Annotated in this window: 19 protein-coding genes and 1 pseudogene; 11 read left to right on the top strand and 9 right to left on the bottom strand. The window is 69.2% G+C overall.

Going from position 1 to position 21,415, the window contains the following annotated elements; genetic code table 11:
• Positions 1-2: 2 nt before the first annotated feature.
• The 6 genes from AL346_RS22425 to AL346_RS22400 form a co-directional block, all read right to left on the bottom strand.
• On the bottom strand, positions 3-1,331 hold the full coding sequence (locus tag AL346_RS22425) for an MmgE/PrpD family protein (protein ID WP_019403343.1): 1,329 nt from the start codon (positions 1,329-1,331) through the stop codon (positions 3-5).
• 127 nt (positions 1,332-1,458) lie between these two features.
• A complete protein-coding gene (locus AL346_RS22420) occupies positions 1,459-2,454 on the bottom strand; it encodes a LysR family transcriptional regulator (protein ID WP_019402766.1) in 996 nt (331 codons plus the stop codon).
• A complete protein-coding gene (locus AL346_RS22415; RefSeq protein ID WP_026015234.1) occupies positions 2,441-3,979 on the bottom strand; it encodes an aldehyde dehydrogenase family protein in 1,539 nt (512 codons plus the stop codon). Before AL346_RS22415 ends, AL346_RS22420 begins: the two co-directional genes overlap by 14 nt.
• On the bottom strand, positions 3,976-4,869 hold the full coding sequence (locus tag AL346_RS22410; protein WP_371259742.1) for an NAD(P)-dependent oxidoreductase: 894 nt from the start codon (positions 4,867-4,869) through the stop codon (positions 3,976-3,978). The genes AL346_RS22415 and AL346_RS22410 overlap by 4 nt, the downstream gene beginning before the upstream one ends.
• Positions 4,866-5,357, bottom strand: coding sequence for a hypothetical protein (locus tag AL346_RS22405; RefSeq protein WP_019402769.1), 492 nt, complete (start codon positions 5,355-5,357; stop codon positions 4,866-4,868). Before AL346_RS22405 ends, AL346_RS22410 begins: the two co-directional genes overlap by 4 nt.
• Before the next feature lie 12 nt (positions 5,358-5,369).
• Positions 5,370-6,194 (bottom strand): DUF3100 domain-containing protein, encoded by an 825-nt coding sequence (locus AL346_RS22400; RefSeq protein WP_019402770.1) that lies wholly within the window; start codon positions 6,192-6,194, stop codon positions 5,370-5,372.
• Positions 6,195-6,451: 257 nt separating this feature from the next.
• Between AL346_RS22400 and AL346_RS22395 the strand changes: the two genes are divergently transcribed.
• Complete coding sequence (locus AL346_RS22395) at positions 6,452-6,937, top strand: antitoxin Xre/MbcA/ParS toxin-binding domain-containing protein (protein ID WP_026015236.1); 486 nt, start codon at positions 6,452-6,454, stop codon at positions 6,935-6,937.
• Positions 6,934-7,443, top strand: coding sequence for an RES family NAD+ phosphorylase (locus tag AL346_RS22390; protein ID WP_019402772.1), 510 nt, complete (start codon positions 6,934-6,936; stop codon positions 7,441-7,443). The genes AL346_RS22395 and AL346_RS22390 overlap by 4 nt, the downstream gene beginning before the upstream one ends.
• Before the next feature lie 77 nt (positions 7,444-7,520).
• On the opposite strand, the gene AL346_RS22385 is transcribed toward AL346_RS22390, so the two are convergent.
• The 3 genes from AL346_RS22385 to AL346_RS22375 form a co-directional block, all read right to left on the bottom strand.
• Positions 7,521-8,282 (bottom strand): ABC transporter permease, encoded by a 762-nt coding sequence (locus AL346_RS22385; RefSeq protein ID WP_019402773.1) that lies wholly within the window; start codon positions 8,280-8,282, stop codon positions 7,521-7,523.
• Complete coding sequence (locus tag AL346_RS22380) at positions 8,279-9,205, bottom strand: ABC transporter ATP-binding protein (protein ID WP_026015237.1); 927 nt, start codon at positions 9,203-9,205, stop codon at positions 8,279-8,281. Before AL346_RS22380 ends, AL346_RS22385 begins: the two co-directional genes overlap by 4 nt.
• Positions 9,206-9,358: 153 nt before the next feature.
• Positions 9,359-10,207 (bottom strand): helix-turn-helix domain-containing protein, encoded by an 849-nt coding sequence (locus tag AL346_RS22375; protein WP_019402775.1) that lies wholly within the window; start codon positions 10,205-10,207, stop codon positions 9,359-9,361.
• 119 nt (positions 10,208-10,326) lie between these two features.
• Between AL346_RS22375 and AL346_RS22370 the strand changes: the two genes are divergently transcribed.
• The 9 genes and pseudogenes from AL346_RS22370 to AL346_RS22330 all read left to right on the top strand — a co-directional run bounded on the left by AL346_RS22370 (position 10,327) and on the right by AL346_RS22330 (position 21,379).
• Positions 10,327-11,535, top strand: coding sequence for an MFS transporter (locus AL346_RS22370; RefSeq protein WP_040404722.1), 1,209 nt, complete (start codon positions 10,327-10,329; stop codon positions 11,533-11,535).
• Between the two features lie 147 nt (positions 11,536-11,682).
• Positions 11,683-13,973, top strand: a pseudogene (locus AL346_RS22365) (4Fe-4S binding protein).
• Positions 13,974-13,990: 17 nt separating this feature from the next.
• Complete coding sequence (nosZ, locus tag AL346_RS22360; protein ID WP_019402778.1) at positions 13,991-15,952, top strand: TAT-dependent nitrous-oxide reductase; 1,962 nt, start codon at positions 13,991-13,993, stop codon at positions 15,950-15,952.
• A 154-nt stretch (positions 15,953-16,106) separates the two neighbouring features.
• The gene (locus AL346_RS22355) at positions 16,107-17,504 is read left to right on the top strand and encodes a nitrous oxide reductase family maturation protein NosD (RefSeq protein ID WP_019402779.1); all 1,398 of its coding nucleotides are present in this window, start codon (positions 16,107-16,109) and stop codon (positions 17,502-17,504) included.
• Positions 17,501-18,418, top strand: coding sequence for an ABC transporter ATP-binding protein (locus tag AL346_RS22350; protein WP_019402780.1), 918 nt, complete (start codon positions 17,501-17,503; stop codon positions 18,416-18,418). The genes AL346_RS22355 and AL346_RS22350 overlap by 4 nt, the downstream gene beginning before the upstream one ends.
• A complete protein-coding gene (locus AL346_RS22345) occupies positions 18,415-19,245 on the top strand; it encodes an ABC transporter permease subunit (protein ID WP_019402781.1) in 831 nt (276 codons plus the stop codon). The genes AL346_RS22350 and AL346_RS22345 overlap by 4 nt, the downstream gene beginning before the upstream one ends.
• Entirely contained in the window at positions 19,242-19,784 is a 543-nt protein-coding gene (locus AL346_RS22340) for a nitrous oxide reductase accessory protein NosL (protein WP_019402782.1), read from the top strand. Before AL346_RS22345 ends, AL346_RS22340 begins: the two co-directional genes overlap by 4 nt.
• A gap of 7 nt (positions 19,785-19,791) precedes the next feature.
• The gene (locus AL346_RS22335; RefSeq protein WP_019402783.1) at positions 19,792-20,787 is read left to right on the top strand and encodes an FAD:protein FMN transferase; all 996 of its coding nucleotides are present in this window, start codon (positions 19,792-19,794) and stop codon (positions 20,785-20,787) included.
• 163 nt (positions 20,788-20,950) lie between these two features.
• The gene (locus AL346_RS22330; RefSeq protein ID WP_019402784.1) at positions 20,951-21,379 is read left to right on the top strand and encodes an organic hydroperoxide resistance protein; all 429 of its coding nucleotides are present in this window, start codon (positions 20,951-20,953) and stop codon (positions 21,377-21,379) included.
• The last annotated feature ends 36 nt before the right edge of the window (positions 21,380-21,415 follow it).

The following is a 21,415-nucleotide window of genomic DNA, read 5'->3' as shown; positions in this document are numbered from 1 at the left end:
GCCTACATCGCCGCCGCGCTCGCCCGTCCGGCCGGGCCGGTGAAACATTGCGAGAACAGCTGCGCGACCGGCGCGCCTTTCGCCATGGCGTAGACGGCGTCGATGGTCCGGCCGGCTTCGGCCCGCGCCACGCCGCCGAGGGCGAAGAGGTCGAGGGCCTTTTCGCTCAACTCCTCGCGCGTCAGCGGATAGTCGGGATCGCCCTTGCAGACGGCGCGGACCTCTTCAAGTCGTTCGCCGCCCGCGAGCGTCACGGCGACCTTCGCCCCCCATGCGCCGGGATAGCCGGCGTTGACGGCTTCATCGAGCGCGAGCGCGGTCCTCGCCCGCAGGTCGGCGAGCCGCTCGCGGGCTTCGGCCTCGAAGCTCGCTTGCACGACCTTGCCATCCGCGAGCGCCGCGGCGACGCAATGCTGCAGCGAGAACTTGGCGCCGTAGGGCTCCCGCGGCTTCGGCCGGTCGCAGACGTCGATGCCGGCGCGGTAGGTGCCGATAGCGACGTCCGCGATGAGCCGCCCGGCGATACGGCCATGGAGCGCGATGGCTGCATCGATGGCCGGGTGCGTGTGCCGGCAGCACGGCCAGGGCTTGATCGAGGTGAGCGCGAGCTGCCACGGCGCGGCAGGGTCGGCGAGGACGGCTTCCGGATCGGGGTCCGGGCACAGGCCGACGAAGAACCCTTTCTCGCCCTCGAGGATCGAGGCCGGACCGGTGAAGCCCTCGCGCGCCAGCAGCGCGGCAAGGACGCCGGATTCGGCGGCGCGGGCGGTGTGCAGATGCTTGCTCATGGCGCCGGCGGCGAGAAACTCCCACAGCCCGCTCGCCTGCGTGCCGGCATTGCCCAGCGCCCAGACCGTGCGCTCGTCGTCGAGCCCGATGAGATGCGCCGCAGCCATGGCGGCACCGAAGGGCCCGCAGGTCGCGGTGTTGTGCCAGACGCGGTAATGGGCCTTGCCGACGGCGTTGCCGATGCGGCAGCAGGCCTCGTACCCGTGGAGGACCGCCGTGAGAAAGGCCCGGCCATCTGCGCCGCCCGTTTCGGCGAGCGCCGCCGCGGCCGGGATGATCACGGTTCCCGGATGCGTGACGGAGGTGCGGTGCAGGTCGTCGAGCTCGAGGATATGGGCGAGGCCACCGAAATGGAACGCCTGCCGGCCGATGTCCCCCGTGCCCCACGGCGCGACCGCGGCGATGGCCCGCGCCGGCGCCGTATCGCGCGCGCCGACGGCGCAGGCGAGCGTGTCGACGACGAAGAGCGCCGCCCGTTCGAGGTCGTCCTCGCCCACCCGTCTTGCCCGGATGAGGCGAACGAGTTCGGACGTCAGGCTCATGCGCTTGTCTCCCTTCGGCCGCGATGGGATGCGATTTTCCTCCCGCGCGCCAATAGAAGATTGCGATGGCAGCTATCGGCGGGACTTTTGGGCCCGCCCGCCCGGCCACTGACGCGGCTCCGGCGCGTCAGGGCGCCTCGTCCGTGCGGCCGAGCCGAGCCATCATCGCCGTGATATCGGCGGCGAAGAGCTGCGCCGCGGCGCCGAGGGTGCGGCCGCGCTTCTTCAGCAGCATGGACCGGGCCCCGACCAGCGGCCCGTCGGTGAGGGCGACGGTCACGAGCCCGCCGTCGATGCCGTGGATGGCGAAGCGCGGCAGGAAGGTGACGCCGCTGCCCTCGCGCGCGAATTCGAGCAGCAGGGCGATGGAATTGCTCTCCACCTGCTTGCGCAGGCGAAAGCCGCCGAGCCACTCCGCCTGCTCGATGGCGCGGCGCGTGCCGTAGCGCGTCAGCTGGAGCGCGCATGGCACATCCGCGAAGGCCGACAGCGGCAGCCGCTCGGCGCCGGCGAAGGGATGGCCCCTGTTCATCACCGCGAAGACCGGCGTCGCCGCCTCGGCCAGGCAATCGAGCGCAGGCGTGAGGCGCGGGCTGAAGGCGAGGGCAAGGTCGAGTTCGCCGGCGCCGAGGCGCTCCAGCATCTGCTCGGTGCCCGCCGTCTCCGCATGCAGCGTCACATTGGGATGGGTGGCGAGGAAGCGCGCCGTGCGCGTGCGGAAGGTGGCGGCGATGAAGCCCTCGCCGATGGCGAAGCGCACGATGCCGCGCTCCCCGCCCTCGACGGCCGACAATTCCTCGATGAGGCGCTCGTCGAGCCGCCAGCGCTCCTGGGCGTGCTGCGCCAGGAGTTCGCCCGCGACGGTCGCGCGAATGCCGCGCCGCCCGCGCTCGAGCAGCGGCACGCCGAGGTTGAGCTCGATGGCGCGCACGGCACGGCTCACCACGGAGGGCGCGACGCCCATGGCCTCGGCTGCGCCGCGGATGGAACCGGCATCGAAGGCGGCCCGGAAATATTGCAGCGAGCGGTCGTCGATGGAGCGCAGGGCGCGCGCCAGCCGCCCGCGGGCTTGGGTCAGGCCCCGCCGGCTGCGCTCGCCGCCATCTCCATCAACCGTAGCCAAAGCTGAAGCCGGGCTTCTCCGCTGTCTCGATCCAGATGCTCTTGGTCTGCAGGTATTCGTCAAGTCCCTCGCGCCCGCTCGAGCGGCCGAAGCCGCTGTCCTTAAAGCCGCCGAACGGCGTCATCACGCTGATCGACTTGTAGGAATTGACCCACAGCGTGCCCGCCTCGAGCTGCGAGACGACACGCATGGCGCGCCCGACGTCGCGGGTCCAGACCGCACCGGCGAGACCGAAGTCGCTGTCGTTGGCGATGGCGAGCGCCTCCGCCTCCCCGTCGAAGGGAATGACGCCGACCACCGGGCCGAACACCTCCTCGCGTGCGATCTCGAGGTGGTTGGTGACATCGGCGAGCACAGTCGGGCGGTAGAAGAAGCCGTCGTCGTATCCGGCCGGCCGGGCACCGCCCGCAAGAAGCCGGGCGCCGTCGCGCCGGGCCTGCGCCACCATCGTCTCGATGCGCTCGTACTGGCGCGCGTTCTGCACGGGGCCGACCTGCGTGCCTGTCGCCAGCGGCGCACCGACCACGATCTTCTCGGCAAGCGCGGCGAGCCGCTCCGTGACCTCGCCGTAGATGCTGCGCTCGACGAGGAGCCGCGAGCCGGCGACGCAGCTCTGGCCCGCGCCGGAGAAGATGGCGCCGGCAGCGCCGCCAACGGCCTTCTCGATGTCGGCATCGGCGAAGACGATATTGGCCGACTTGCCGCCGAGCTCGAGCACGCAAGGCTTGACGCCTTCGGCGCACAGGGCGGCGATGCGCCGGCCCGTGGCCGGCGAACCGATGAAGGCCACCTTGCGCACGGCGCGGTGGCGGATGGCGGCTGCACCCGTCGTGTGGCCGAGGCCGGTCAGCACGCCGACGGCCGCTTCGGGCACGCCCGCCTCGATCATGAGCCTGCCGAGGGCGAGCGCGGTGAGCGGGGTGTTCTCGGAGGGCTTGAGCAGCACCGCATTGCCGGTGGCGAGCGCGGGGGCGGCATTCCAGCCGGCGACGAAGAGCGGCGCATTCCACGGCGTGATGATCAGCACGACGCCGTAGGGCACCTTCATGGTCTGGTTGACGTGCGAGGTCGGCACCGGAATGACCTCGCCGTGGATCTTGTCGCACCAGCCGGCGTAGTACTCGAACATCTCGGCGACCTTGATCGCCTCGGCGCGCGCATCGGCCAGCGGCTTGCCGACATTGACCGCCTCCATGCGGGCGAGATCCTCGGCCCGCTCGCGCACCACGGCGCCGACGCGATGGAGGATGCGGCCGCGCTCGGCAGCCGTCAGCCCCCACCACGCCTTGCGCCCCTCATCGGCCGCCGCCGCGGCGGTGGCGACGAGCGCCTCGCCCGCATCGGCATAGGTGAGGAGGGTGCGCCCGCTCGCCGGGTCGGCGACCGTCACCGTCTCGCCGGCGCCGTCGACGAGGCGGCCGGAGACGAGGCTCGCCACCCGGGCCTCCTCCCTCCAGAAGGGGGAAAGGAGCGAGCGCGCGTCGGCAGGTGCTGCGGAGAGGGCGGTCGCGGAAGGGGCGGTCATGCGGGATCTCCCAGAACGGCGCGGTTGAAGTCAGCAGCCGGGCCCCAGCCCCTGGTCAGCGCGTTCCAGCGCTCGCGCACCTCGCGCAGCATGGGGATGGCGAGGCCCGTGCGCTCGGCGAGTTCGAGCGCGAGGCCGACGTCCTTGGCCATGAGGCCCATGGTGAAGCCGGAATCGAAGCTGCCGCTCGCGATCCAGCGCGGATAGTTCACCTCCGTGACGGCGCTGCGGCCGGAAGCGCCGTTGACGACCGTGATCAGCCCCTCCTGCGAGGCGCCCGCGGCGACGCCGACGCGCATCGCCTCGCCGGCGAGGATGAGCTGGCCGGCGACGAGCACGTTGTTGACCAGCTTGGCGATGTGGCCGTCGCCCGGCCCGCCGACGACCGAGACCTTCTGGCCGAGGACGTCGAGCACGGGCCTCGCGCGGTCCACCGCCTCGGCCGTCCCGCCCACCATGATGGCGAGCGTGCCGGCCGCGGCACCGGCGGGCCCGCCGCTGACGGGTGCATCGACGAGCGCGTGCCCGACTGACGCGAGGCGGGCGTGCAAGGCGCGCGTCAGGTCCGGATCGCTCGTCGAGGTGTCGATGACGAGCCGACCCTTGACGGGCGAGGCGGCGAGGCCGCCCTCCCCCGTCAGCACCGCCTCGACGGTGGCCGGGAACGGCAGCGACAGGACGATCGTCTCGGCCTCGCGCCAGATCGCGGCGAGGTCGGCGGTGACCTCGGCGCCGGGGACCGTTGCCGCCGCCTCGCGGGCGCCGGCGGAGACGTCGTAGCCGATCACCGGCACGCCCGCCCGCGCCAGGGTCGCGAGCATGCCCTGCCCCATGCGGCCGAGACCGACGACCGCAACCTTCTGCACTGCCATGTTGTCAGACCTTCTCAGCCGGTGATGCGCAGCACGAGGTCGGCGATGACGACCGAGCCGATATAGGTGCCGAACATCACGCAGATGGCGACGACCACGATCTTCCAGCCCGACTTTCGGGCGATCGTGAATTCGTTCTTCGTGAGCGCGAGGCCCGCATAGGCGAGCGCCGGCGTCGCCATGGCGAGGAAGTTCAGCTTGCCGACCGCCTCGTTGACGAACGCCGCCCCCGGCACGCCGGGGATCGTTGCGATGATGGCGACGAGGGAGATCCAGGCGACGCTCGGCAGGTAGAACGGCATGTACTTGGCGATGACGAGGCCGACGATCGTCATGGCATAGAGGCAGGCCATGCCCGGCAGCGCCTCGAGCGGCGAAACCTTCGTCGCCACCCAGTTGCCGACGAGCGCGACGGCGCAGACGACGAGGAGCTGGACGGCATGGCTGGCGAGGTCGATCGAGCGGCCCTCGGCCGGCGTATCGGAAATGGCGATCTCGTTGTTCATGGCTGAGGCTCCTCAATGCATCGTGCTGGCGCGGTCGGCCGGCGCACAGGTGCGGTAGAGCCACTCGGTGAGCGGCAGGGCGAGGAAGAGGCCGGCATAGAGCCCCGTGGCATAGGTCAGGATGTTGCTCGCTGCGGCGAGGGCGAGGATGAGGTCCTTCTGATCCGGCACGACCGCGGCAAGGCCGCCGGTGCAGGCCGCGAGCATCGAGCCCGAGCCGACGCCGCAGGACATGGCGAGCGCGCGCACGTCGAAGATGCCGAGCCCGTGCACGAGCGGCGGCATGATGGCGAAGATGAAGGTGCCGATCAGGGTGCCCGTCGCATAGACGCCCATGGCGCCGGCGCCCTCGGGGCTATTGAGCCCGTACTTGTCGGCGATGAGGGCAAGGTTCGGCTCGCGGTCGATGGAATAGCTCGCGCCGATCGCCTCGCGGCCCATGCGCAGGAGGAAGACCGCGACCGGGAAGGCGATGAGGATCGTGCCGAGGTTGCCCAGCTCCTGCAGGATAAGCGCGGGCCCGGCGGCGATGATCTTCTCGATCTGCGGGCCGACCGTCGTGCCGAAGCGGGCGATGAAAGGCATGATCGCGATAGTGATCATGGTGCCGGCGAGCTTCGTCGCGTCGTGGTTCAGCACCTTGCCCGTCGCCTTGAGCACGTTGGGATTGAAGATGATGCCCAGCGCGAAGGCGTAGAGGATCGGCAGGAGGATCACCGCCCCGATGCCGATCGGCACGCGGATGAGGCCGATGATCTCGGACACGATGACGATGGCGAGAACCGCCAGGTGAAGAACGAGCGCGGGACCGATCGCCCCGCCGCGGCTGGTAGCCATGAGAAGACCCCCTCTGTGGCGCCGGCCGTCGTTGATTCTCGAACGCTCGCGCCCACGATCTGGCCGGCAAGGGGGCACCATGCCGGCAAAATTGCGTTGCGAATAGAACTGTTTTCGCGCCGGAGAGTTGCGCCTTGAGCAACGCTGAGACGGATGTTTTTTGTGACTGGGTTCTAAGGAGACCGATCTACCGTTCCTTGAAACGCCATGCGTCGCCTGTCATATTCAAACAAGACATTTGACGCATGAGGTGGATGATGCCGGCCGCTGCCAACGAGATTTCCCCGGAGAAAGGGCTCGGAGATCTGCAGAAAGTCGCGAAGCTGCTCGGGGGCTCGCGCGTATTGTCCCGTCAGATCAAAAGCCCTCTCGATGCCCATGATTTGCTGCTGCACGGACTGCCGACATCGGCCTTGAATTACCTCATCGCCCATCTCGCCGTGCTGCGTAAGGGGGACTCGCTGGAGAAGGCCGTCGGCATGAGCGTGCGGACGTTTCAGCGTCGCAAGGACGCGCCGTCCAAGCCACTCAGCCAAGAGCAGAGCGGGCGGACATGGAAGTTCGCCGAAATCCTTGCCAAAGCGGTCGACGTGTTCGGCTCCCAGGAAGAGGCGGAGCAATGGCTCGAGCGTCCGGCGATCGGCCTCGAGCACCGCCGCCCGATCGATCTCCTGTCTACCCCGGCCGGCATCGAACTCGTCGAAGACCACCTCGAACGGCTCGCATACGGTGTCTATGCATGATGCCGCTTCCCGCCGCACTCGGCGGCCGTGAGCTTCTGGCATGGCGGCTCGATCAGGCCAATTTTGCCGCCGGCTGGGATAGCGGCGAAGGCGCCTATCGTGTCGGCGGGCGCTGGAACAGCAAGGGGGTGCGGGCCGTCTATTGCTCGATCGACCCCGCGACGGCCATTCTTGAAGTAGCCGTTCATAAGGGCTTCAAGACGCTCGACACCGTCCCGCACATGCTGACAGCCGCGGTTATCACCGACACCTCGGCTGTCCAGGTCGTGTCCCCCCACGATGTTCCCAATCCGAACTGGTTGCGGCCGGGGATTCCGAGCGCCGGCCAACAGGCATTCGGCGACGATCTTCTCCGTCAGCACCGGTTCGTGGTGATTCCAAGCGCGGTTTCTCCGCACAGCTGGAATTTGATCTTCACGGCGAGCATGGCCGCCGGGGCCTATGCAATGAAGCATCAAGAGGCATTTGCGCTCGATCCGCGACTTCACCCGCCGGCAGCGGAATGACGGGCCGGCGTCGTCCGCGCACCTCACGCTTGCGACGCGGGAAAAGGCCGCGAGGCGGCAGGCTTTCACCCGCCGCCTCAGGTCTTGAGGCGGTAGCCGGTCCGGAAGATCCAGCTGACGACGGCGAGGCAGAGCACGAGGAAGGCGAGGGTCATCGCGACGCTCACCGTGATGTTGACGTCGGAGATGCCGTAGAAGCTCCAGCGGAAGCCGCTGACGAGATAGACGACCGGGTTGAACAGGCTCACCGCGCGCCAGAAGGGCGGCAGCATGTCGATGGAATAGAAGCTGCCGCCGAGGAAGGTGAGCGGCGTGACGACGAGCAGCGGCACGAGCTGCAGCTTCTCGAAATTGTCGGCCCAGATGCCGATGACGAAGCCGAGCAGGCTGAACGTCACCGCCGTCAGCACGAGGAAGGCGAGCATCCAGAAGGGATGCTCCACGCGCAGCGGCACGAAGAGAGCGGCCGTCGCCAGGATGATGAGGCCGAGGATGATCGATTTCGTCGCCGCCGCGCCGACATAGCTGACCACGATCTCCATCGGCGAGACCGGCGCCGACAGCACCTCGTAGATGGTGCCGACGAAGCGCGGGAAATAGATGCCGAAGGAGGCGTTGGAGATGCTGTGCGTCAGCAGCGTCAGCATGATGAGCCCGGGCACGAGGAAGGCGCCGTAGCTGACGCCGTCGATCTCGGCCATGCGCGGGCCGATGGCCGCGCCGAAGACGACGAAATAGAGGGAGGTGGAGATGACGGGGGAAACGATGCTCTGCAGCAGCGTGCGCCCGGCGCGCGCCATCTCGAAGCGGTAGATGGCGCTGACGGCGTGGAGGTTCATCGGGCGTTCCTCACGAGGCTGACGAAGATTTCCTCGAGTGAGCTCTGCCGCGTCTGCAGGTCGCGGAAGCGGATCCCTGCCCCGGAGAGATCCTGCAGCAGGGTGGTGATGCCGGTGCGCTCGCCCTGGGTGTCGTAGACGTAGGTCAGCTCCGTGCCGTCCTCCGAGAGCTCGAGCGCATAGCCGTCGAGGCCGGGGGGCAGCGCCGCGAGCGGCACCTGCAGATGCAGCGTCAGCTCCTTGCGGCCGAGCTTGCGCATCAATTCGTCCTTCTCCTCGACGAGCACGAGCTCGCCGCGGTTGATGACGCCGATGCGGTCCGCCATCTCCTCCGCCTCCTCGATGTAGTGGGTGGTGAGGATGACGGTGACGCCCGTGTCGCGCAGCGTGCGCACCACGTTCCACATGTCACGCCTGAGCTCGACGTCGACGCCGGCGGTCGGCTCGTCGAGGAAGAGCAGCCGCGGCTCGTGCGCCAGCGCCTTGGCGATGAGCACCCGGCGCTTCATGCCGCCGGACAGCGTCATGATCTTGGCATCGCGCTTGTCCCACAGGGACAGGTCCTTCAGCACCTTCTCGACATAGGCAGGGTTCGCCGGCTTGCCGAAGAGCCCGCGGCTGAAGCTTACGGTGGCCCAGACGGTCTCGAAGGAATCGGTCGTCAGCTCCTGCGGCACGAGGCCGATGATGGAGCGCGCGGCCCGGTAGTCGGCGATGATGTCGTGCCCGTCGACCCGCACGGTGCCGGCGCTCGGCCTCACGAGCCCGCAGACGATGCTGATCAGCGTCGTCTTGCCGGCGCCGTTCGGCCCGAGCAGCGCGAAGATCTCGCCGCGCCGGATCTCGAGATCGATGCTCTTCAGGGCCTCGAAGCCGGATGCATAGGTCTTCGAGAGATTCGCGATGGAGAGGATGGGCTGCATGCGCGGCAAGATAGCGTCGGCGCGTGCCGTTTCGACGGTTTTTTCCGGCCTGCCGGATACGGCGTCCGGTTCGGCCTCCGCGACAGCCGCGTCGTGGCCATGGGTGGTGGGCATGGATCGTTCCTTGCGAGGGTGCAGGCCCGACAAGTGGGGTCACGCTTGCGTGATCGCAACCCGTTCACCCGCTGCGACCGCACGTTGCCCACGCTTCAGCCAGGCCCGCGGCGCCTCGCCCGTCATGCGCCGGAACATGGTGATGAAGGCCGCGATGCTTTCATAGCCTAGGTCGAGCGCCACATGGGTCACCGGCTCGCCGTCCGCGAGGCGCGGCAGCGCGGCGAAGAGGCAGGCCTGCTGGCGCCACAGCGAGAGGCTGAGCCCGGTCTCGCGCTGGAAGGTGCGGGTGAAGCTGCGCCGGCTCATGCCGGCGGCCTTCGCCCAGGCATCGATGGTGACATGCGCCGAAGGCTCGGCGAGGAAGCGGCGACACAGCGCAACGAGCTGGGGATTGGCCGGAAGGGGCAGCGCCAGCGGCCGCTCGGGAAGGCGCGGGATCTCGTGCAGGACGAGGTCGAGCAGCAGCGCGTCGCGGCCGGCCGCGGGCACGTCGCGCGCCAGCGCCATCGCCTCGACGATGAGGCTGCGCATGAGGCTGGTGACGGCGACCACGCGCAGGTCCCGCGGCAGGCCGGGGATGGCCGCGGGGCGGACGTAGACGGAGCGCATCGCGACGTCGCCGAGCATGTCGACCGCGTGATCGATCCCCGCCGGCAGCCAGATGGCATGGCCGGGCGGCACCATCCAGCGGCCGCTGTCCGTATGGACCATGGCGACGCCGGACAGCGCATAAAGCAGCTGCGAGCGCGTGTGGCGGTGGCGCGTGACGTGATGGCCGTCCGGATAGTCCGCCGGCAGGGCGACGACCGCCGCCTGCGCGCTGTCGATCCACTCCCGGCGCTGCCGATCGACATGCAGGGGCTGCATGTCGCCACGCTCATTCATGCGCCACCCTCACACTTGGCCGTTCATTGGCCCAGTCACGAAACTTTTGGACCAAAACACGAAAGCAGTACGCCCGCAACCGGCCTATGGAAGAGGCACCAGCCATCGGAGCCGTCCCCGTGACCGACACGCCCGCCGTCGCCGCCAGAACCCATGCCGAGACCACGACCTTCCTCGTGATCGCAGCGGTGAGCCTGTGCCATCTCATCAATGACGTCATGCAGTCGCTGCTGGCGGCGATCTATCCGATGCTGAAGCGCGACTACGGGCTCGACTTCTGGCAGATCGGCCTCCTGACCATGACCTTCCAGGGCACGGCATCGCTGCTGCAGCCGATGATCGGGCTCTATGCCGACAAGCGGCCGATGCCCTATTCGCTGCCCGTCGGCATGGGCTCGACCTTCGTGGGCCTGATGGTCCTTGCCTTCGCCAGCGACTACCTCCTCCTCGTCGCCGGGGCGGCGCTGATCGGCATCGGCTCGGCGATCTTCCACCCGGAGGCCTCGCGCGTCGCGCGTCTCGCCTCCGGCGGGCGCTATGGCCTCGCCCAGTCGCTGTTCCAGGTCGGCGGCAATTTCGGCTCGGCGCTCGGACCGCTGCTCGCCGCCTTCATCGTCGTGCCGCGCGGACAGGCGAGCGTCGCCTGGTTCTCGGTCATCGCCTTCATCGGCATGGCCATCCTCTGGCAGGTCGGCGCCTGGTACGCGCGCTATCAGGCGCGGGCGACGCAGCGCCCGAAGGCGACGCGCGCGGTCACGATCGCCCGGCACAAGATCGTCGTCGCCCTCGTGGTGCTTGCCATCCTCACCTTCTCGAAGAACGTCTACATGGCGAGCATCTCCAGCTTCTACACCTTCTACGTGATCGACCGGTTCGGCGTGTCCGTGCAGATGTCGCAGGTGATGCTGTTCGTCTTCCTCGGCTCGGCGGCGGCCGGCACGATCCTCGGCGGCCCGGTCGGCGACCGCATCGGCGCCAAGGCGGTGATCTGGGTGTCGATCCTCGGCGCGGTGCCGTTCACGCTCGCCCTGCCCTACGCCAGCCTCGAGTGGACGATCGTGCTCTCCGCCGTCATCGGCCTCGTAATGGCCTCCGCCTTCCCGGCCATCGTCGTCCTCGCGCAGGAACTCGTCCCCGGTCGCGTCGGCATGGTCGCCGGCATCTTCTTCGGCCTCGCCTTCGGCACGGCCGGCATCGCGGCGGCGCTGCTCGGGGTCGTCGCCGACGCGCAGGGCATCGCCTATGTCTACTGGCTGTGCTCCTTCCTGCCGCTGCTCGGGCTCCTCACCATCTTTCTGCCCAACCTGCGGCGCGGCGGGGCCGCCTGATACGGCGTGACGCGAGGATGACGTCGCCTCACCCGGCCGGGCTCCGATCGGCCAATTTGATGCGCCTCAAAGTGCCGGAGGCCGAATGCGCCCAAACAGGATGCACGCCGTGCCCAACGCGTGGGCAGGCGACGATCCTGACGGGACATGATGAACTGCCGCAGCCCCTTCGCCTTCCTGGCCATGCCGCTTCTCGTTGCGGCGTGCCTTCTCCTTGCCGCGGTGGGGCACCCGGCGGCGGGCGAGCTTGACCGCTACCTCGGCAAGGTCACCCCGCACGACATCTTTCCACAGGCGGAGCGCTTCGGCCCGCCCCAGGGGGAGCCGCCGATCGCGCCGGTGATACGCGGCGAGGAGCAGCTCGGCTTCGTCTATCTCAATTCCGACTTCGCCAATGCCGTCGGCTATTCCGGCAAGCCCATCAAGATGCTCGTGGGCATCGAGAAGACCGGCGTCGTGCGGTCGATCCGGCTCGTCGACCACAAGGAGCCGATCGTCCTCATCGGCATCCCGGAAGAGCGCATCGTCGCCTCCATCAACAGCCTCATCGGCAAGGACATGGCCGCCGTGGCGCGCGGCGCCGAGCGCCCGCCGCAGGTCGATATCGTCAGCGGCGCCACCGTCACCGTCCTCGTCATGGGCGACAGCATCGTGCGCTCGGCCGTCGGCCTCGTGCGCAGCGGCCGCCTCGGCGGGAGCACCGATGCGGCGCCTGTCGCAGCGCCTGCTGTGCGCGCCATCGACATGTCCGCGAGCGAGATCCGCAGCTGGGAGGACCTCGTCGGCGACGGCTCCGTGCGGCGCCTCAACCTGTCCGTCGGGGAGGTGAACGAGGCCTTCGCCAAGGCCGGCCAGCCGGAAGCGGCCGCCCATGCGGAAGGGGAGAGCGAGGACCTCTTCATCGACCTTTATGCCGCGCCTGTCTCGGTGCCGACGATCGGCCGCAGCCTCCTCGGCGATGAAGGCTACGCGCGCCTGACGAAGCGGCTCGCGCCCGGGCAGCACGCCCTCCTCGTCGCGGGCGAAGGCGCCTATTCCTTCAAGGGCTCCGGCTATGTCCGCGGCGGCATCTTCGACCGCATCGAGCTCGTGCAGGACGGCAGTACGACGCGCTTCCGCGACCGCAATCACAGCCGCCTCGGCGACCTTGCGGCCGAAGGGGCGCCGGACCTGCCCGAGATCGCGCTCTTCGTGGTGCCCGAGCACTTCCCCTTCGATCCGGCGCAGGAATGGGACCTGCAGCTCCTCGTGCAGCGCCCGGTCGGCGCCCGCGACAAGGCCTTCCTCACCTACGACCTCGGCTACCGGCTGCCCGAGCGCTATCTCGTCGCCGAGGCGCCTGCGGCGCCGCAGCCGGCCGCCGCGCCCGCCCCGGCACCGGCACCGGCAGTGGCCGAAGCACTCCCGCCGGCCGGCATGGAAGACGTGCTCGCCATGCCGCTGTGGGAGCGCATCTGGCGCGACAATACCGTCAACATCTCGATCGCGGCGGTCGCCATCGCGGTGCTGACGCTGATCTTCTTCTTCCAGGACTGGCTCGTGTCCCGGCCGCTGCTCTTCACCTGGGTGCGGCGCGGCTATCTCGCCTTCACGCTCTTCTGGCTCGGCTGGTGGATGAATGCCCAGCTGTCGGTGGTCAACGTCATCACCTTTACCAATGCGCTGATCACCGGCTTCAGCTGGGAATATTTCCTCGCCGCGCCGCTCGTCTTCATTCTGTGGTCGTCGGTGGCGGCGGCGCTCCTGTTCTGGGGCGGGGGCCGTTCTGCGGCTGGCTGTGCCCCTTCGGCGCCCTGCAGGAACTGACCAACAACCTCGCCCGCTTCCTCAAGGTGCCGCAGCTGACGCTGCCCTGGGGCCTGCACGAGCGGCTGTGGCCGCTGAAATACATCATCTTCCTCGTGCTCTTCGGCCTGTCGCTGCATTCGGTCGGGCTCGCGGAGCAATGGGCCGAGGTCGAGCCGTTCAAGACCGCGATCATCCTCAAGTTCGCGCGCGAATGGCCCTTCGTCATCTATGCGCTGACGCTCTTGTCCATCGGCCTGTTCGTCGAGCGGTTCTTCTGCCGCTACCTGTGCCCGCTGGGTGCGGCGCTCGCCATTCCCGGCCGCATCCGCATGTTCGAATGGCTGAAGCGCTGGCCGGAGTGCGGCTCGCCCTGCCACCGCTGCGCCAAGGAATGCCCGGTGCAGGCGATCCACCCGGAAGGGCACATCAACGTCAACGAGTGCATCTACTGCATGCACTGCCAGGAACTCTACCACGACGACCAGCGCTGCCCGCACATGATCCAGGTGCGCGTCAAGCGCGAGCGCTGGCTGGCCCAGAACGCTCCCCGCCCGGCGGGAGAAGCCCCCAACAAGCCCATCATCACGCGCAACGGCAAGGCCGTGGCTGATGCGGCCCGGCCCGCCGAGACGGCGGGTGCCCCCTCATGAGCGAAAAGGAGGCTCTGATGGCACAAGAAGACAAGAAGTCGGTAGAAACGAAGGCCGGCGTCAGCCGGCGGCAGCTGCTCGGATCGACCGCCTCGGTCGCGGCGGTGGCGGGCGTCGCCGGTGCCGGCGGCACGGCCGCGCTGACGACCCTCGCCGGTCCGCTCGCAGCCCCTGCCGAGGCCCAGACACGGCCCGCCGCGCGCGCCGGCCAGAAGGCGGAGGTGCATCCCGGCGAGCTCGACGAATATTACGTCTTCTTCTCGAGCGGCCAGACGGGCGAATTGCGCATTGTAGGCCTGCCCTCCATGCGCGAGCTGATGCGCGTGCCGGTGTTCAACCGCTGCAGCGCCACCGGCTGGGGCCAGACCAACGAGAGCCTCAAGGTGCTGACGGAGGGCCTCCTGCCCGAGACGCGCGAATTCCTCGCCAAGCAGGGCCTCAAGACCTATCTCAACGGCGACCTGCACCATCCGCACATGTCGTTCACCGACGGCAGCTACGACGGGCGCTACATCTTCGTCAACGACAAGGCCAACACGCGCGTCGCGCGCATCCGCTGCGACGTGATGAAGTGTGACAAGGTCATCCAGCTGCCCAACCAGCACACGGTGCACGGCCTGCGCGTGCAGAAATATCCGCGCACCGGCTATGTCTTCGCCAATGGCGAGGACCGGGCGCCGATCCCCAACACCGGCGACGTGCTCGACGACCACAAGCAGTACCATGCCATCTTCTCGGCCATCGACGGCGACACGATGAAGGTCGCCTGGCAGGTGATGGTCGACGGCAACCTCGACAACGTCGATGCCGACTACCAGGGCAAGTACGCCTTCGCCACCTGCTACAACTCGGAAGAGGGCGTGACCCTGCCCGAGATGATGGCGAACGAGCAGGACTGGATCGTCGTCTTCAACCTTGCGCGCATCGAAGAGGCGGTGAAGAAGGGCAACTTCAAGGAAATGGGCGGCGTGCCGGTCATCGACGGCCGCAAGGGTTCGCCCTACACGCGCTATATCCCGGTCTCCAACAGCCCGCATGGCATCAACACGGCGCCCGACGGCATCCATGTCGTCGCCAACGGCAAGCTCTCGCCGACCGTCACGGTCTTCGACGTGCGCCGGTTCGACGACCTGTTCGACGACAAGATCAAGCCGCGCGACACCGTCGTCGCCGAGCCGGAGCTCGGCCTCGGACCGCTGCACACGGCCTATGACGGCAAGGGCAACGCCTATACGACGCTGTTCATCGACAGCCAGGTCTGCAAGTGGAACATCGACGCCGCCAAGCGCGCCTACAAGGGTGAGAAGGTCAACCCGATCATCCAGAAGCTCGACGTCCACTACCAGCCCGGCCACAACCACACCTCCATGGGCCAGACCAAGGAGGCGGACGGCAAGTGGCTGATATCGCTGAATAAATTCTCGAAGGACCGCTACCTCAACGTCGGCCCGCTGAAGCCGGAGAACGATCAGCTCATCGACATCTCGGGCGATCGCATGGTCATCGTCCACGACGGCCCGAGCTTCGCCGAGCCGCATGATGCGACCATCGTGCACCGCTCCAAGGTCAACCCGGTGCACGTGTGGCAGCGGGAGGACCCGCTCTTCGCCGATGCGGTGAAGCAGGCGGCGGCCGACGGCGTCAACCTGATGGAAGACACCAAGATCGTGCGCGACGGCAACAAGGTGCGCGTCTACATGACGTCGGTGGCGCCGACCTTCAGCCTTGAGACCTTCCAGGTGCAGCAGGGCGACGAGGTCACGGTCTTCGTCACCAACCTCGACGAGATCGAGGACCTGACGCACGGCTTCTGCATCGTCAACTACGGCATCAACATGGAAGTCGGGCCGCACGCCACGGCCTCCGTCACCTTCACGGCCGACCGGCCCGGTGTGTACTGGTACTACTGCAGCTGGTTCTGCCACGCCATGCACATGGAGATGAAGGGCCGGATGTTCGTGGAGCCGCGCAACGCCTGAGCCGAAGACGAGGCCGGGGGCCTCATCCCCCTCTCCCCGCGGGCTGGCCGGGCTTGCCCGACCTGCCCAGACAACGGCGGAACCCGGAATCCCGCGTTCCGTCGGGGAGAGGGGGCAAGGCCACCACGCCCCCGTTCCAGAAGGACCTTGAGCGATGTGTGCGCTCGCGACCATCCTGCGCAGCCTGCCGGCGGCGGCCCTTGCCGCCGGCCTGTCCTCAGCCGCCACGGCGGGGGAGATCGTCGTCTCTCCCGGCGAGGCGCTGCAGGCGGCGCTCGACCGGGCTGAGCCCGGCGACATCCTGCGCCTTCAGCCGGGCGTCCATCGCGGGCCAGTCACCATCGGCCGGGCGGTGACGCTCGACGGGCAGGATGCGGCGACCGTCGCGGGCAGCGGCGAGGGCAGCGTCATCACCGTGACGGTGCCGGGCGTCACCTTGCGCGGGCTCACCGTGCGCGGCTCGGGGCGCAGCCTCGAGACGCTCGATTCCGGCATCCTCCTCACCCGCACGGCCGCCGGCGGCGCGCTCGTCGAGCACAACCGCATCGAGGACAATCTCTTCGGCGTCTATGTGCACGGCGCCGCCGGAGCGCTGGTGCGGGACAACGTCATCGTCGGCCAGACGAGCGGCCGCTCGAGCGACGCGGGCAACGGCGTCTCGGTGTGGAACGCACCGGGGGCGAAGATCATCGGCAACGACATCAGCTTCGGCCGCGACGGCATCATGGTGATGTCGAGCCGCGACAACGTCTTCCGCGGCAACCGCTTCCACAACCTGCGCTTCGGCGTCCACTACATGTACACCAACAACAGCGAGGTCTCCGGCAACATCTCGCGCGGCAACGCCATCGGCTTCGCCATCATGTTCTCCAACCGGCTCTCCGTGCGCGACAATCTCTCCGACGGCGACCGCGACCACGGCCTCCTCTTCAACTACGCCAACGGCTCGGTGATCGCGGGCAATGTCGTGCGCGGGCGCATGCTGCCGGCGACGCGCTGGCGCGATGCGGGCCTTTCCGCCGACACCGGCGAACATAGCCTGCCGGCCGGCGGGGCGGAGGCGCGCGAGGCCGACGGCGCTGCGCGCATCGGCCCGGAGAAATGCGTCTTCATCTACAACGCCAACAACAACCGCTTCGAGGGCAACCGCTTCGAGGCCTGCGAGATCGGCATTCACTTCACCGCCGGGTCCGAGGGCAATGCCATGACGGGCAATGCCTTCATCGCCAACCGCACGCAGGTGAAATATGTCGGCACCCGTTTCCTCGACTGGTCGAAGGACGGGCGCGGCAACTACTGGAGCGACAACCCCGCCTTCGACCTCGACGGCGACGGCATCGCCGACACCGCCTACCGGCCCAACGGCATCGTCGACCGGGTGCTGTGGACGGCGCCGCAGGCCAAGGTGCTGCTCAACAGCCCGGCCGTGCAGGTGATCCGCTGGGCGCAATCGCAGTTTCCCGCCCTCTACCCCGGCGGGGTCGTCGACAGCCGGCCGCTGATGGCGCCGCCCGCGCCGCCGCCGCACCTGCCGCAAGGAGACCGGTCATGACCGCAACCGTCGCGCTCTCGGGCGTTGGCAAGCGCTTCCGCACCGTCGAGGCGGTGCGCGATGTCTCGTTCTCGCTCGACGAAGGCGAGATCGTCGCCCTCGTCGGCCACAACGGCGCCGGCAAGACGACGCTGATGAAGCTGATGCTCGGCCTCATCCAGCCGACCGCGGGCAGCGTGCGCGTGCTCGGCGAGGACCCGGCCTCGGGCGCCTTCGCCGCCCGCCGGCGCCTCGGCTTTTTGCCCGAGAGCGTCTCCTTCAACTCGGCGCTGACCGGGCGCGAGACGCTCGCCTTCTACGCCCGCCTCAAGGGCGAGCCGGTCGGCGAGGCGCTCGCCCTGCTCGAGCGCGTCGGCCTCGGCGCCGCCGGCGGTCGCCGCGTCGGCACCTACTCCAAGGGCATGCGCCAGCGCCTCGGCCTCGCCCAGGCCCTCATCGGCGCGCCGCGCGTGCTGCTGCTCGACGAGCCGACGACCGGGCTCGATCCGGCGCTGCGCCAGAGCTTCTATGAGATCCTGCAGGAGCTGCGCGGCCGGGGCGCGACGATCCTGCTCTCGTCGCATGCCCTCTCCGAGCTTGAAGGCGAGACGGAGCGCGTCGTCATCATGAACCGGGGCGCCATGGTGGCGGACGGCTCCCTCGCCGAATTGCGCCGGCTCGCCCGCCTGCCGGTGCGCGTGCGCCTCACGGCAGCCGGCGGGCTCGACGGGCTTGCGGGGCGCTTCGCCGATATCGGCCCGCTGCAGCGCGTCAACGGCCATGCGGTCGAGATCGCCGTCGACGACGCGCGCAAGATCGAGGTCGTGCGCCGCGCCCTCGCCGACGAGACGCGGATCGAGGACATCGAGGTGACGCCGCCGAGCCTCGACGAGCTCTACGCCCATTTCCTGCGCTCCGGGGAGGCGCGGCCATGAGAACGATCCTGATCATCGCCGGCAAGGAGATCCGGGACGGGCTGCGCAACCGCTGGGTGCTGGCCACGACCCTGCTGCTCGCCGGCCTCGCCCTGTCCCTCACCTTCCTCGGGGCGGCGCCCTCCGGCGCGACCGGCACCCAGCCGCTCGATGTCGTCATCGTCAGCCTGTCGAGCCTGACGATCTTCCTCCTGCCGCTCATCGCGCTTCTCATCGCGCACGACGCCGTCGTCGGCGAGGTGGAGCGCGGCACCATGCTGCTCCTCCTCAGCTATCCGGTCGGCCGCTCGCAGGTGATCCTCGGCAAGTTCGCGGGCCAGGTCGCCGTGCTCGGCTTTGCGACCTTCGTCGGCTACGGCGCGGCGGCGGCCGCGCTGCTTGCCAGCGGGGCGGAAATCGACGCGACGAGCTGGCTCGCCTTCGCCGCCATGATCGGCTCCTCGGTCCTCCTCGGCGCGGCCTTCGTTGCCATCGGCCAGCTCATCAGCGCCTCTTCCCGCGATCGTGGCACGGCCGCGGGCATCGCCGTCGGCGTGTGGCTCGTCTTCGTGCTCATCTACGACATGGGCCTTCTCGGGCTGATGGTCATGGACCAGGGCCGCACCGTCACCGGGCCGGTGCTCAACGCCCTCCTGCTCGCCAACCCGACGGATGCCTACAGGCTCTTCAACCTCACGGGCTTCGCCAATGTCAGCCAGTTCGCGGGCATGGCGGGCCTTGCCGGCTCCGCCGCCGTGAGCCCGTCGCTGCTCCTCGGCGCCCTCGGCGCCTGGGCGCTTGCCCCGCTCGCGCTCGCCACCCTCGCCTTCTCGCGGAGAGAACTATGAAACGCCTTCTGGCCGTGGGCCTCGTCCTCGCCATGGCCACCGTCGCCGGGTGCCGGCAGGAGGAGGCCGCCGCCCCGCCGCCGCCCCACGCCCTGACGCGCGAGGCGCTCGGCGCCTATTGCGGCATGAACGTGCTCGAGCACCCCGGGCCCAAGGGCCAGATCATCCTCGACAGCCGGCTGCACCCGGTCTGGTTCTCCTCCGCCCGCGACGCCCTCGCCTTCACCATGCTGCCCGAGGAGCCGAAGGACGTTCTTGCCATCTATGTCTCCGACATGGGCAAGGCGCCGAGCTGGGAGGAGCCGGGCGAACGCAACTGGGTCGAGGCGCGCGAGGCCTTCTTCGTCATCGACAGCACGCGGCGCGGCGGCATGGGGGCGGCGGAGGTCGTGCCCTTCGGCGAGCGAGCGGCCGCGGAGGCTTTCGCCGCCGACAACGGCGGGCGCGTCGTCACTTTCGCCGAGGTGCCCGAGGATTACGTGCTCGGCTCCGGCGAGCCGGCTGAGACCGGATCCCTTCCTGATCACGCGTTGCACTGAGGCCGCCATGACGAATGTCCCGACGCGCCGCCGCTTCATCGGCATCAGCGCCGCCGCCGCCGGCCTCGCGCTTCTGCCGACCGGCGGCGCCCTGGCGCACGCAGCGGACGGCGAGGTAGTGGTCTGGCGCGGAACGGCGCTCGGCGCCGTCGCGACGCTCAGGATCCACCATCGGGACCGGACCGCGGCCGAGCGGCTCGCCGCACGGGCCGTCGCGGAGGTGCGCCGCCTCGAAGGGCTCTTCAGCCTCTACCGGGACGATTCCGCCCTCGTTGCGCTCAACCGGCGCGGGGGGCTGGAGGCGCCGCCGCCGGAACTCGTCACGGTCGTTGAGGAGTGCCGGCGCTTCCATACGCTGACCGGAGGCGCCTTCGACCCGACCGTGCAGCCGCTGTGGGAGCTCTATACCCGCCACTTTGCGCAAGAGGCGGCCGCCCCGGAGGGGCCGCCCGCGAACCGCCTGGCCGAGACCCTGCAAAAGGTCGGCCTGCAGCACGTCATGGCCGACCGCGACCGCATCGCCTTCGCCCGCCCCGGCATGGCGCTGACGCTGAACGGCATCGCCCAGGGCTGGATCACCGACCGGGTGGTGGCGCTGCTGCGCGCCGGCGGCATCGCATCGAGCCTTGTCGACATGGGCGAGGCGCGCGCCTTCGGGCAGCGGCCCGACGGGACGGCCTGGCGCGCGGGCATCGCCGATCCCCACGCCGCCGGCCGCATTTCCGAAACAGTGGCGCTCGACGACTGCGCCGTCGCGACCTCCGGCGGATATGGCCTGCGCTTCGATGCCGCCGGGCGGTTCGACCACCTCATTGATCCACGCACCGGCCGCTCTCCGCGCCGCTACGACAGCCTCTCCGTCATCGCGCCGGACGCGACGACGGCCGATGCCCTGTCGACGGGCTTCAGCTCTCTTGGCGCGGCGGAGATCCGCCGCATCCGGCAGGAAGCAGGAGCCGCCGCCGTGCTGGCGACAGCCGGCACTGAGACCCTTCGCCTCTGAAGCCGGCGCCTCGGACGGCCGCTCCCGCTCCCCAAACCCGCGCGAATTGCCGCCGCTTGACAACGCGATTCTTCTGCACCATTTATATCGCACGCGATCTGATCGTGTACGATTATTGGTTGACTGCAGCGCCCCGAGCGCCGCCTCCGAGAAGGAAACTGCCATGTCCGTGAATGTTCTCTACCGCACCTCCGCCCGCGCCACCGGCGGCCGCGACGGCCGCTCGGCGACGCTCGACGGCGCCGTCGACGTCAAGCTCACCACGCCGAAGGAGCTGGGCGGGGCCGGCGGCGATGGCGTCAATCCCGAGCAGCTCTTCGCCACCGGCTATGCCGCCTGCTTCCTCGGCGCCATGAAGTTCGTCGCCTCCCAGGGCGGTGGCACCAAGGTCCCGGCCGACGCCACCGTCACGGCGACGGTCGGCATCGGGCCCCGCTCGGCAGGCGGCTTCGGCCTCGACATCGCGCTCGAGGTCTCGCTGCCCGGCGTCGAGCGCCCTGCGGCCGAGGCGCTCGTCGCCAAGGCGCACGAGGTCTGCCCCTATTCCAACGCCACCCGCAACAACGTGGATGTGCGGCTTTCGGTGGTCTGAGGTTTCGGCGCGCCCCTTCGTCCCTGACGGAGAGGA

Origin of the sequence: Chelatococcus sp. CO-6 (genome assembly GCF_001271345.1) — a bacterium.
GTDB classification, from domain to species: Bacteria; Pseudomonadota; Alphaproteobacteria; order Rhizobiales; family Beijerinckiaceae; genus Chelatococcus_A; species Chelatococcus_A caeni.
The sequence above is the reverse complement of the archived record's forward strand: the minus strand, read 5'-3'. Positions and strand labels throughout refer to the sequence as shown.